The 13436-nt window shown below is 48.2% G+C and carries 7 protein-coding genes; 3 read left to right on the top strand and 4 right to left on the bottom strand.

What is annotated here, in order from left to right; all coding sequences use genetic code 11:
* Positions 1-535 precede the first annotated feature (535 nt).
* Together AABW11_RS14295 and AABW11_RS14290 are read right to left on the bottom strand one after the other, a co-directional pair.
* Positions 536-2014, bottom strand: a complete 1479-nt coding sequence (locus tag AABW11_RS14295; protein WP_340105802.1) for a hypothetical protein — start codon at positions 2012-2014, stop codon at positions 536-538.
* A 481-nt stretch (positions 2015-2495) separates the two neighbouring features.
* Positions 2496-3791, bottom strand: coding sequence for a hypothetical protein (locus AABW11_RS14290; RefSeq protein ID WP_340105801.1), 1296 nt, complete (start codon positions 3789-3791; stop codon positions 2496-2498).
* A 660-nt stretch (positions 3792-4451) separates the two neighbouring features.
* Between AABW11_RS14290 and AABW11_RS14285 the strand changes: the two genes are divergently transcribed.
* From AABW11_RS14285 to AABW11_RS14275, 3 genes are all read left to right on the top strand, one after another.
* Positions 4452-5816: a TrpB-like pyridoxal phosphate-dependent enzyme gene (locus tag AABW11_RS14285; RefSeq protein ID WP_445263781.1), complete on the top strand. Its 1365-nt coding sequence runs from the start codon at positions 4452-4454 to the stop codon at positions 5814-5816.
* 665 nt (positions 5817-6481) lie between these two features.
* A complete protein-coding gene (locus AABW11_RS14280) occupies positions 6482-6709 on the top strand; it encodes an addiction module protein (RefSeq protein ID WP_340105799.1) in 228 nt (75 codons plus the stop codon).
* Position 6710: 1 nt separating this feature from the next.
* Positions 6711-7013 carry a type II toxin-antitoxin system RelE/ParE family toxin gene (locus AABW11_RS14275; protein ID WP_340105798.1) on the top strand — a complete coding sequence of 101 codons (303 nt, stop codon included), beginning with the start codon at positions 6711-6713 and terminating at the stop codon, positions 7011-7013.
* A gap of 874 nt (positions 7014-7887) precedes the next feature.
* On the opposite strand, the gene AABW11_RS14270 is transcribed toward AABW11_RS14275, so the two are convergent.
* Positions 7888-11349, bottom strand: a complete 3462-nt coding sequence (locus AABW11_RS14270) for a DEAD/DEAH box helicase (protein WP_340105797.1) — start codon at positions 11347-11349, stop codon at positions 7888-7890.
* Between the two features lie 410 nt (positions 11350-11759).
* Positions 11760-12848 carry a Fic family protein gene (locus AABW11_RS14265; protein ID WP_340105796.1) on the bottom strand — a complete coding sequence of 363 codons (1089 nt, stop codon included), beginning with the start codon at positions 12846-12848 and terminating at the stop codon, positions 11760-11762.
* Positions 12849-13436: the final 588 nt, after the last annotated feature.

The following is a 13436-nucleotide window of genomic DNA, read 5'->3' as shown; positions in this document are numbered from 1 at the left end:
TCCGCGATGACGGTATCACGTTTCTGAGTCTGATAAACGCGTCATACCGCACCACGATGCGGTATCTCCCATTCTTGTTCGAACTGTAAACCCTGCCACTGGTCCACCTTTCAACTGAGCAAAGTTAGGAGATCGCGGATCGGGGTCCGCGATGACGGTATCACGTTTGTGAGTCTGATCAACGCGTCATGCCGCACCACGATGCGGTATCTCCCATTCGTGTTCGAACTTTGAACCTTGCTATTGCTTCACCTTTCAAATGAACTAAGTTAGGAGATCGCAGTCAGAGTCCGCGATGATGGTACCACGTTCGTGAGTCTGATCAACGCGTCATGCCGCACCCTGATGCGGTATCTTCCGTTCAATATCGAACTTTAAACCCTGCCACTGGTCCGCCTTTCAACTGAACTAAGTTAGGAGATCGCGGATCGGAGTCCGCGATGACGTTGATGTGTATGCGAGATTACTACAGAATTTAGTTCTTAAAACGTTTAAATCCCCTCTCGGGTCGGCGACCCGAGCTACATGGTCTCAATCACATCAGTGACTTTTGATTTCCATACTTATCTAAATACTGTTTCAGCTTCACTTTCTTGCGGGTACTTTCGCTGGTCATATAGCGAAGTTTTCCAAAGATGGGCCTCTCCTGCCACGCCCGGTCGAATCGTCCCAGACACCAGAAGATGCCCGAATAACTGTTGGGGTCGCGTCCGTCGATGGCATATATATTGTTCAGATCAATCATGTACTCTGCCGCCGTTTCATAATCCGGGGTCCATTCAATGATCTTTTTACCCCAGAGCATTCGCAGATAGTTGTGAATAATTCCCTCCTCCCGCAGCTGTGTTTGCGCCGCGTTCCAGATTTCGTCGTGGGTCTGGGAATCTTTAAACTCATCGTAGCTGTAAATATACTCTCTGGGATCATCGCGGTGCTCATCCATGGTTTTCTGAACCCAGTCGGGCAAACTGCTGATCTGGTCATAATCGGGCCTGTGGTGGGCAAAATGGTAGCCTACTTCCCGCCAGGTAATCACCTCATCAAGAAAACCATCTACGTTGGGATCACCATTGAAAAAGCCGCCGGTTGAGCCTTTATTAAATGTGATTTTATCCAGGTCCCACCCTTTAGGCTGATGCTCCAGTACAGCCTGTACAATTTCATGCTCCGAAATTTTACCAAAATGCAGCCACGGGCTCAGCTGACTGGTTTTCTTCTCGTCCGGATCATTGCGTTTGTCGTCATACTCCAGCAACGCATTTTTGATAAATTGCCCGAGCATCCCGGTGGCCGCTGACCGTGTTCCTTTCAAATCGATGGGATGAACGTCGTGGTCGATGTCGAGACTTGAAATAAATTCCGGTATGTTATTCAGTGCTTCTTTAGCGCTGGGTAGTTCATCAAATATAGACTTCTCGAAATTAATTTTTTTACCGTTTTCAAGTTCGTCCAGTGGATTCTGCTTAGGCGGATGTGTATACGCCTCAATAAAATGCTTCTGCATAATCTTTCGGAAGAAATAAGCGCTGTATGGATCTTTTTCGGTGAGCCCGAGCGGGATCAGGCCGTTGCTGTCAACTGTGATGTAAGGAAGATCCATCTTATCGGGATATCGCTCATTCCGGTCCCTCATAATAAAGACCGGGTATTCGTCTGTGACCAGCACAGATGCGTTAGATGCAAGATTTTTCAACAGGTCTTCGTACTGTCCCGGCTCTTCTTCCACAAACGACACGTAGTTCAAATCCTGGTCGGTTGCATACTCCAAATGCTCCTTCATTCCCTGCATCATAAACGTATGCGAACGGTCGGTTGCCCAGGGATAGTCGCATGAGAACGCCTCAAGGATCAGGAGCGGCTTGTCCAGTTTATTGGCCCAGCCGACAGCATATTCCAGTGCAAAATTGTAGTGGAATCGCCGATTGATCTGCATCCAGTAGAGGACATAATCTCTATCGGTATTGGGTTCATGTTCGTTTCGTTTAAAGACGCGGTGGCTATTGAAGTTTTTCATGGTGTTAGTAACAAGAGTTGAAGAATTTCAATTCCGGACTACCCTGGCAAGAATTCAGTACCTGATCATGCGATAGCTTCTGTCGGCGTTCCGTTTTCGGACTCACCCCCGGCCCCTCTCTACGTTGAAAAGCGCTCCGCAAAAAAGGGGGACTCGTTGGCTGGCTACGAATCTAAAACAACGTGTCATGCCGTACAACGATGCTGTATCTCCCGTTCTTGTTCGAACTGTAATCCCTGCCACTGGTCCACCTTTCAACTGAACTAAGTTAGGAGATCGCGGATCGGGGCCCGCGATGACGATACCACGTTCGTGAGTCTGATCAACGCCTCATGCCGCACCCTGATGCGGTATCTCCCATTCTTGTTCGAATTTTAAACCCTGCCACTAGTCCACCTTTCAACTGAAGTAAGTTAGGAGATCGCGGATCGGGGCCCGCGATGACAGTACCATGCTCTAAACCTCTTTATCTCGCCGGATTTCACACCCGAACGAATTTGTTATACAGGTTGGTTACTCGCACCTGGTCAGGGTAATCGGCATCGTAGATGTCAGCATTTGAGGACGTGGTGCGGGTTTCGAGCAAGGAAAAGCGCTCGAGGGCTGCAAACAGATCTTCGTAGAGGAGATCAAACTCTATTTCGGTACCGCCATCTTCTCCAAATTGAAGTTCGAGCTTCACCGAAAAAAGCAGAATATCATGAATCAGCTCTTCAATGGATACCCATTCCTGCGCGTGCTCCCTTAACTGACACAAAATAAACGGCACACTATACTGCAAATGCGGAAATTCGAATGTACTGCCCAGGTAGCCCAGGTTCATGTCTTTAAAATATGTAGAGAAAAGCCGCCGGTAAAGCTCTCCCGCGTTCTCATCTTCCAGAAGATACTCAAGATCATCTTTTAAGCGGATTCTTATATCGCCATCTTTCTCTTCAATCAGGCCTGACAGTGTGAGCATCACCCGGATGCCGTGTAGCAGCCAAACATCTGTTTCGTCAAGCTTTCCATTTTTGTAGGTTCTTATATTTTCGATGTAATTCTCCGGCCAGCGCATCTCTTCCAGTAATGTGCGCACCACTTTCCGTTTTAAGTTCCCAACCCGTGTCAGCTGAAACGTTTCCTCATCATTCAGGATCATCAGAAACCGGCGGGCATTATAGAAAAAGAAGCTCTGTTCTACCTCTTCCTTTGGCAGATCGCCTTTCAGGTAAATCGGGGAGTCGGGTTGAAGCCAATTGCACTCTAGCATTTCTTTAATCTTTTCTGATGACGGCCCTATGCTGTGCTCCGCAATTTGATCATATGGATCTAAATAATACTCAAAATCATCAAACGGGCCGGATAGCTCATTATCCAGGAAATCATAAAATAGATCGTCTTCCCAATAATCCTCTCCTTCAATGTCTGCAAAGAACCGCTCCAGGAATCGCTCTTTTTCATATTCCCCGAGATGACTATTATCCCACATCGTCCCCTCATAGTTGATAAGAGCCCCTCTATCCCCGCATCGCCGGCACGTCCATCGAACCTGTTTTGGCAGATCAATTTGAGTAACCTCTATAGTGCCATCGCACAGTTCGCCATCCTCCATCTCTTTCCGGCAGAAAAATCCAGACTCCAGTTTGGTCCCTGAGGGTACCGCTGTAGCTAACTGCACATATTCGGTGTAGATATCCATCAGCTCCTCCTCTTCCTCGGGCATAAAAAGGAAGGCTTCAGAAATTGGATCCGGAAACTCTGAGACGTCGATGATGGTCATGTTCTCTTTTTTCATGACGGTGTGCATTTGTTGAAGAGGATTACTTTTTCAAATGTACTATTTGGCTTATAAAATATCGACCGCTGATTGATAATTATCGAATAAATTGATTTTCTGGATTATTTCGTAAGTCATGCCGCACCCCTCCCTAACAAAGGGATCTCTGCGGGGGATGCGGCATCTCCCGTTCTCGTTCGATCTGTACAACCTACCGTTGGCAAACTGCTTCTCAGGGCGTAAATGGGAGATCGCGGATCGGGGCCCGCGATGACGAAACCACGTTTGTGAACCTAATCAAAGCGTCATGCCGCACTCCTTCTCGCACAGTACAACTGCAGGGCGACTCTATCCTGTTTAGAGTCCCTTTTTTTTGAGAATAAGAAAGAAATAAAGTGAATTCAATATCTGTCTCTCCCTTTACCTGGATCCATCTCAAACAAAGGCTTGTCAAAACTCATACCGATAACAAAGAGACCCTTCGGCTGAGATTGGGGTGACAGGTGCGTTGGTTGGGGATGTTAAGAAGCAATAGGCTATCAATTCATAAGGTGTTTCCAGGCCTTTCGGGTCGGCGACCCGAGCAACATTTCCATGTTGGAATTTCTCTATTCCTTATTATTTTAAGCAGTCTTCTGACGTTAACCAGAATTGTATCTAAAAAAACTCTACCCCGTTATGAATCGAAAAATCCTGCTCAACGAGTCCGACATTCCCACGCACTGGTATAATATTGTGGCCGATATGCCCAACAAGCCGCTGCCGCCGCTGAATCCTAAAACACGCGAGCCGGCCGGACCGGATGACCTGAGCCCGATCTTTCCGATGGGCCTTATTGAGCAGGAGATGTCGGCAGAGCAGTATATTGAGATTCCGGACGAGGTTCGGGAGATCTACAAAATATGGCGCCCTACCCCGCTTTTTCGTGCCACTGGTCTCGAGAAGATGCTCGACACCCCCGCAAAAATCTACTATAAGTACGAAGGCGTAAGTCCGAGCGGATCGCATAAACCGAACACCGCCGTTCCCCAGGCCTACTACAACAAACAGGAAGGCGTGAAAAGTATAACCACCGAGACGGGCGCCGGCCAGTGGGGTACTGCCCTTGCGTTTGCCTGCTCCCAGTTTGATATGAACTGTGAGGTGTACATGGTACGGATCAGCTACGACCAGAAGCCGTATCGCAAGATTATGATGAATACCTTTGGCGCAGAGGTGTACCCATCACCAAGCGACCGTACCGAAGCCGGGCGGAAAATCCTGGCCGAAACACCCGACACCAGCGGAAGCCTGGGCATTGCCATCTCAGAGGCGATTGAGCGGGCCGTGGGCGATGACCAGACCAAATATTCACTGGGATCGGTGCTAAACCATGTGCTGCTTCACCAGACCATCATCGGCCAGGAGACGATCAAACAGATGGAATATACGGGCGATTATCCCGACATCATCGTGGCACCTCTGGGCGGCGGGTCCAATTTTGCGGGCATCACCTTTCCATTTCTGAAAAACAACCTGACTGACGGCCAGACCACACGTTTTGTGGCCGTGGAGCCTGCCTCCTGCCCCAAGCTGACCCGCGGGAAATTTATGTACGATCACGGCGACAGTGCCGGCTACACACCGCTGCTGCCGATGTACACGCTGGGCCACAACTTTACACCGGCCGCCATCCATGCGGGCGGACTCCGCTACCACGGTGCGAGTGTACTGTGCAGTCAGCTGCTCAAGGATGATCTGATTGAAGCGGTTGCCCTGCAGCAGCTTGAATGTTTCGAGGCGGGAGTGCTATTTGCCAAGGCGGAAGGAATTATCGGAGCGCCTGAAGCCAATCACGCCATAGCGCAGGTGATTCGTGAGGCCAAGAAGGCCAAAGAGGAAGGAACCGAAAAAACGATCCTGTTCAACATGTGCGGTCACGGTTTTGTGGATATGTCGGCCTATGAGGATTACTTTGCCGGCAAGCTCAGCGACCATGAGATCGAGGAAGAAACGCTTACTGAGAATATTAAGGAGATTGAGGATCTGCAGCCGGGAGAGTGAGATTTGAGTCTTGAGTCTTGAGGCGTGAGGCGTGAGTCCTAAAAACGCGGCATACCGCACCCCTCCCTAACAACGGGATCCCTTATACGGGGGATGCGTTATCTCCCATTCTTGGCGAAATTATGAAACCTGCTATTGGTTTACGTTTTACCTAAGCAAAGCTGGGAGATCGCGGATCAGGGCCCGCGATGACGTTGATGTGGAAAGACGACCTGACAGAATGCGCCATCTTCTGGCAGCGTCCGGTTTTATTGATTCATGGCCTTATTACGATATTTGGCTTAATCAAAGCTCATGATTGTTGAATGGGAGTGAGTCTTCTCGGATGAGAGCTTCGATTTACTTGGCTTGATGCAAACCAATATTAATATATCTTAGTGCTTTACGAATCCTTCTCGGGTCAGGCGACCCGAGCTACATGGCGACTCGAGAAACGTGGACTCACCTCCTAGTCTTGGAGTTTGAGTTAAATCAGTTTTCATAAGAAACCGGGTACATTGCGTCTCAAATCGAGGGCATTGAGTTACACAAAAGATCATATGCCAGGGACTGCGATGATGTTTTACTCGGTGAATAATTGATGGCAGAATAAAACGTTTTACACAAGTACTTTAAATTACGACATGCTTTATCTACATTAAAAAAAAGTCAATCCATCTTTTACAATGCCAATACCTGAATCAATTGAGAAAAATGTTTTAAATCTTGACAAAAAAGACCGTCTTCAGCTTTTACTTAAACTGCTTGAGAGTCTTGAGACGACATCACAGAGTGAAAATCGAATAGAAGAATGGGTACATGAAGCAGATACACGTTATCATGTATGGAAAGCGGGAGAGATGAAAACAGTTTCTGAAGACGAGGCTTTCCGGGAACTTCGCAAAAAGCCATGAGATGATTATTGAGTTTTTTGATGCTGCTTTACGCGATTTAAAAAAGAGCAAAGAGTACTATTCGAAAATAGATTACGGTCTTGGAGAACACTTCCTCAACGATATTGAAGGTGCCCTTAATAGCATCAAAAAGTTTCCAAAAGCTTCTGCGAAACATCATAAATTTTCTCACCTGAGGCTGAAGCATTGCAAACGGTTTCCTTTTACGATTATCTATCATCCTGATTTCGATACAAATATAGTATTCATTGTTGCAGTAGCTCATCAAAAACAAGAACCAAACCACTGGTCTGGCCGGATCTGATAAGTTAGTGATAGAAGCACAATCTGTGCAATTGCTTTTGTCAAAGCCCGGCGTTTTGAATATCGAATAATTAATATTGAACGCCGAATGTCGAACGGTTGGAATATCGAATTCTAAGGAAACCGACGAGGACCTGACAGCATGCGACAGCTTCTGGCAGTGTCCGTGGATGGTAAGTGTTTTGGGCGGCGTGGTCAAACCTTGCAAGAATGGAAGCGTAATACGCCGCCCTTCCACTCCAAAACGCCCTGTCATGTCGACCGAATCCCGGCGTCCTTTTCGATGGAATGAGCGGAGACACCTGTCCGACACCCGGCTGATCTCCTCGTACTGGGATCCGTCTTGAACAACGCTTTACAAAACTTTTTTCAAAAAAATCCCTCAGCTCCATCCGGAATGACAGGTGCGTCGTTTTAAAGATATTCAGTCGTAAGGGGATACCAATTTTTAGTGTGTTTCGAGACCTCTCGGGTCAGCGACCCGAGCTACGTGGACTCACTCCAATCCCAAACGACGCGTCATGGCGCACCATGATACGGCATCTCCCATTCCTGCCCGAACCGTAAACCCTGCCATTGGTTCACTTTTTATCTACGCGAAGTTAGGAGATCGCGGATCAGGGTCCGCGATGACGATATTAAGATTCTAAGCCCAAACAACGTGTCATACCGCACCCAGATGCGGTATCTCCCATTCTTGCCCGACCTGTGAATTCTGTCAATGGCTCAACTTTTATTTATGTAAAGTCAGGAGATCGCGGCTCCCCCGCAAGGGATCCCTTTGGGAAGAGCCCGCGATGACGGTCGTGGGTTTGATTATTGAGCTTCAATAAAACTTCGTCTCGGGTCGGGTAGGCGACCCGAGCTACGTGGACTCACTCAAATAGCGCGATCAAGTCCTCTTTTTCAAGCTCTTTGAAGATGCCCGACTCAGCAACGACCAGTTTATCGGCCAGCTCCCGTTTGCGATCCTGCAGCCGGAGGATTTTCTCTTCAACTGACCCGGGCGTCATAAACCGGTAGACAAACACATTTTCTTTCTGCCCGATTCGGTGCGTCCGGTCCATCGCCTGGCGTTCAGCCGCGGGATTCCACCATGGATCCATAATAAAAACGTAGTCGGCGCCGGTCAGGTTTAATCCTTCACCTCCGGCTTTCAGGCTGATCAAAAAGAGCTTTTTTGACTCATCTGACTGAAATCGATCTACCCTCTCCTGACGGTCTTTGGTCTGGCCGTCAAGGTACTCATAGCTCCAGTTTTGCTTCTTAACTTCCGCCTCTACCAGCTTGAGAAAGCCCACAAATTGCGAAAACACAAGCGCCCGGTGGCCTTCACTAATCAATTCCGACGCGAGTTCTGTAAACCGTTCCAGCTTTGCTGATGGCGCATTTTCACCCTGAATCAGTTTGGGTGCGCAGCTGATTTGTCTCAGGCGAAGAAGGCCTTCCAGCACGGTAAATCGCGCCTTGTCGATCCCTTTTTCATCTATCGAATCATTTACCATTTCGCGATACACGTTCCGATATTTTTCGTAGAGCAGGTGCTGGGCGTGATCCATAGGACAATCGACCAGCGAAGAGGTGAGTGGCGGCAGATCGGTGGCCACCTGCTTTTTAGTGCGCCTCAAAATAAACGGCGACACCATTTTATGCAGCATCTTCTCCGCCATCTTATCACCCTCTTTTTCGATCGGCTTTACCCACCGATCGCGAAATGATTTTTGATTTCCTAACAGACCAGGATTCAAAAACTCAAATTGTGGCCAGAGATCCATCGTGGTGTTTTGCACCGGGGTTCCCGTCAGACAAAGCCGGTTTTTTGCGCTGATCTTACGAAGCGCCCGAAACGTCTTGCTGTTGGGATTGCGAATGGTATGCGATTCATCAAGTATGGCGTAGTCGAACGTCTTTTTGCTTAGCAGGTCGATGTCATTTCTCATCGTACCATACGTCGTAATGAGCAGATCCACATCAGGCAGCTCCTCTTTTTCTTCGGCACGATCGGTGCCGTGGTGGATATTAACTGTAAAATCCGGTACAAACTTTCCCGCTTCAGCCATCCAGTTTTGCACGACTGATCGCGGCGCGATAATCAGGCTGTTCAACCGCTTACCTTCCATTTCGGACACTTTTTTGAGCATGGCCAGCACCTGGATCGTTTTTCCAAGCCCCATATCATCGGCCAGTATACCTCCAAAACTGTAGCGGTTCAAAAAAGTCATCCAGGAGAGGCCGGCGGATTGATATGACCGAAGATCACCCTTAAGCCCTTCGGGTGAAGAAACGTCTTCAATCTGTTCAAACGACCGGATACGTTCGGCGTATTCCTCAAAACCGACGTCAGCCTCGTAGTTGTCCGCCTCTTTCCCAATTTCCTTTACCACAGGCGCGGCGATGCGCGAAACTTTCGCATGACCTTTATCCATATCACCTTCTGTGAGTTTCAATAGCTTTTTAAGCTGCTCTACCCACTTCTCCGGCAGTTCGCCCAGCGAATCATCAGCCAGCCTGACGTACGTTTTGTTTTTCACCAACACGCGTTCAATATCGCTCATGCTGAGCTCCATATCCCCAAACGACAGAGAGCCCTCCACCTCAAACCACTGTTCACCGCTCGACACGCGGAAGGAGCTGGACGTCATCTTTTTAGGCGGAGCGTAACGGATAAGATCTTTCTGGCCAAAGATCTGGAATCCTGACTCCGAAAGTTCAGGCAGCTGCTCCAGTGCCCACTCCAGCGGGTCACCTTCAGGATTAAAGTGCCACGACCCGCCATTTTTCACCAGGCCGTGATCTGCCAGCTTTTGCAAAAACTGCTCCTCTTTTTCCCGGTTCCGCCGAACAGACATCAGCAGCGGACTCTCCTCATCCTGTTTACCAGAGAGCTCAGCCGGTGTCAGCAGTTCATCCCCGGCATACATACTATCAATTTCAAATCCGTCGTACCCAATTTTGAGTTCTGCCTGAAGTGTGTCACCGAACTCACTCAGGTAGAGACGCGGCTCCGGATCGGGTACAGAACCGCGAACTTTCAGATCATCCGAAAATTCAATTTCCATGCCTGTCTCCTGCATCATCGGGTAGAGATCTCTCAGAAAAGATTCCAATCTTTCTTCCGGTACTTTAATAGACTTTCCTTTCGTAGAATTATAAAGCTGAAGTGCCAGGTCGTTTGCCTTCAGTTTTGCAATCTTACCATCGGTCAAAATCCATACGGGATCGGTATTCACAAACTCCACATTTTCATCCCCATAAAACGTGCCGTCACATTCTATTTTGCAATCAATATTGAGTGAGGTTCTGTTCTGTGCATCGGAGCTGCTGCTTCGGCTAATAAGAACCTTAAGCTGAAATGTCTCTTTTAGAAACGGTGTTAGTTCAGACGGTTTTTTATCCAGTTTTACGAAGAGCGGGCGATCTTTTGCCAGGTCCAGAACCTCCCCGATCGACACTGATTTGCTTGAACGCGCTTCACTATAATACGTTCTTACACTATAGGACTGCCTTAAGAGATTCACAATCATCTGGTCCCTGGAGTTTTCCGGCGAGACCATTGACCAGGGATCGATGTGCCTAGTGCCATAACCTGAGCTCTTCTTCATGCTATTGAGCAGCGGATAGACCTTTTTCGGATAGAGATCCCACTGGCCGTTTTTCCGAACCAGCATGTACTCCAGCTCCTCACCGCCCGGGGAATATCCATTGCTGAGGGACTGTTTTAGCGTTTTTTCAAGCTGCCGATACGCGGGACTGGCTCCTTCACCCTCTTGAAACAAATCCAGCCGCTGTTTTTCTGCCAGCGCAAAGGCTGCCGCAACCACATGCTTACATACAGTTCTGCTGTATATCAATGTACGAAAAGCCGGACACTCACAACTCTCCTCATCCTCAATGGTTCGGTCAGCTGGAATAGTAACACGGTACTTTCGTGATCCAACCACAACAATCTCATACTCTTCTGACAATGCCGTTTTTGTGATCGTTTCAACCCGGTTCTCTTTGAAATAATCGAGTCCCCGGTTGTATGTCTTGTACTCAGTATACTGTCTTAAGCTCAGCAGATACTCCTCCAGCTCGGGTTCCACGCCCAGCATACCATCCTGATCAGGATTTATTGGCGTCGGTTTTTTCTTGAAATCGAACGGCAAATTGTGGAGAAATTCCAGTATTTCATGATGCCGCTTTTTACCGATACCCGGCAAGTCAATAATATCATCCAAATCCACCTGCAGCAGATCTTCAAGGCAGAGAATATTGGCTTTATCAAGGGTTGAAACAGTTTGGGAATCCAGCCTCATCAAAACCGGATCTTTTACTCGCGAATAGTAGCTGTACATAGATAGAATCGTCGTAAAATTGGGATAAACTGTGCAAACTACAGAGCTGCAATCTCAGGTTTCTTTAATCAATAAAAGTAAGAAAAAGCCGGCTCAAAAAAAGAACAGACAAATATCGAATATTGAATAACCAACGCCGAATATCGAAGTGCTGTTTCCTTCATCATTCGAAATTCAATATTCAGTGTTCGATATTTGTCAATCCCTGGCAGCATGCGCCGGCTCCTGTCCCTACTAAGGGATCTCCAATTTCTGGCCCAACTCAATATCCCGCCATTGAATAACTCTTTCCCAATGCACAAATGGGAGATAGCGGTTCGGGTTCCGCGATGACAGTACCACGTTTCTAAGCCTCATCAACGCGTCAACGAATCAACGATTTTTTGGCTCTCACAACTGCAGTTTTTCCCTTATGTTGCCAGCAACTCGTACAGCCCCACGTTCAAAAACAAGTTTTCGCGGCCCACTTGTTTGCTTTTCAAAATCCCTGCATCTTCCAGCTCTCGCAGATAGTCAGCGGCTGTCTGACGTTTGGCAATTCCGCGATCCACAAGATGTTTCACCTTGCAATACGGCTGTTCGAAAATCAGCTCTATCAGCTCCTTCGAGTAGACGCGGTCTGGCAGCCTCTCTCGCGCAAGATCAAGCGTGGACTCCAGCAGTGTCATGATCTCACTGATCTGTTGCATCGTCTGCCGGGACGTTGTTTCCACCGCTTCCAGCATGAACAAAATCCACGGCTCCCACTCCCCGTCTTCGGTTACCCCTCGCAAAAGCCGGTAGTACGCCTGCTTCTGGCTGATGATGGCGTCACTAAGGTATAGCACCGGCTGGTTCAGCAATCCTTTGTCAATCAGGTAGAGAATATTAATGAGCCTGCCCGTGCGGCCATTTCCATCCTCAAACGGATGAATTGCTTCAAACTGGTAGTGTGCCACCGCCATTTTTATCAGCGGGTCCACACGATCCTGAGCGTTGAAATAGTGCTCCAGGTTTTCAAGAAAATTGCGGATCAGCCCTTCACCCTCCGGCGGCCAATAGATGATCTTTCGCGAATTTGGATTGGCGATCACCGTGCCCGAATCCTTACGAATACCCTCTGTGGTCTCTTTGATGGTTTGCATCAGCATTATAAACAGATCGGTCGTAAGCGACCGCTCCCTCTCCCCCAGGCGTTCCACCCCCTGCCAGAGCGCCTGACGATAACGTAGCACCTCTTTAGTCTGAGGATCCACTTGCGTATCGTCTGCGGAGAGTGCCGTGAAAAGTTTGTCATTGGTTGTGACCACATTCTCGATCTCCGAACTCGATTTCGCTTCCTGCAGCGTAATGGAATTCACCAGCATCGATGGGTTGGGAAGGCTTTCCGATTTGCCTTTCAGCTCACCCAGCACCCGGTTTGCCCTGATGGCCGCTTTCAAGACGGCGGGGGTTTCTATTTCAGCCTCGGGAGGAAGCGGCGGTAAGGTGTTGTACGGTTTATCCGGGCTGTAGGACATGTCGATGGTTTCGATAGGTTTATTTAATGTGTCGAAATATACGTTTTTTATCGACACATAAAAGAAACATGTCGATAGCGTGAACAGGTTACAAGTGAGTTGATAAGTGTATTTGCTAATCCATTAATTAGGAATTTCGGGACTCGCTATCAAAAAAATAGAATATCGAATATTGAATCACGAACGCCGAATATCGAAGTGCGATTCCTTCGACGTTCGTTATTGATTATTCAATAATCGATATTTCCCTCACTCCTTCGACATTCGTCATTCAATATTCAGTGTTCGATATTTGTCAATCCCTGACAGCATGCCTCAGCTTCTGTCAGCGTCCGACTTTAAGGCTGGAAAAAAGGACCTTGCAGAGTGCGATAGCTCCTGCAAGAGTCTGGGGTTGGACTCACCCCTTGGTCCCCTCTCTCCGCTCGCAAAGAAGGGAACTCATTAACTGACTTTAAAACCTAAACAACGCGTCATGCCGCATCCCGAGGCATCGGGACGGCATCTCCCATTCCTGCCCGAACTGTAAACCCAGCTTTTGTTCATCTTTCAACTGAGCAAAGTCAGGGGATCGCGGATCAAGGGTCC

The sequence above is a fragment of the Rhodohalobacter sp. 8-1 genome, assembly GCF_038150125.1.
GTDB lineage: Bacteria > Bacteroidota > Rhodothermia > Balneolales > Balneolaceae > SW132.
Note: the sequence above shows the minus strand (reverse complement) of the source record. Positions and strands in the feature narration are given on the sequence as shown.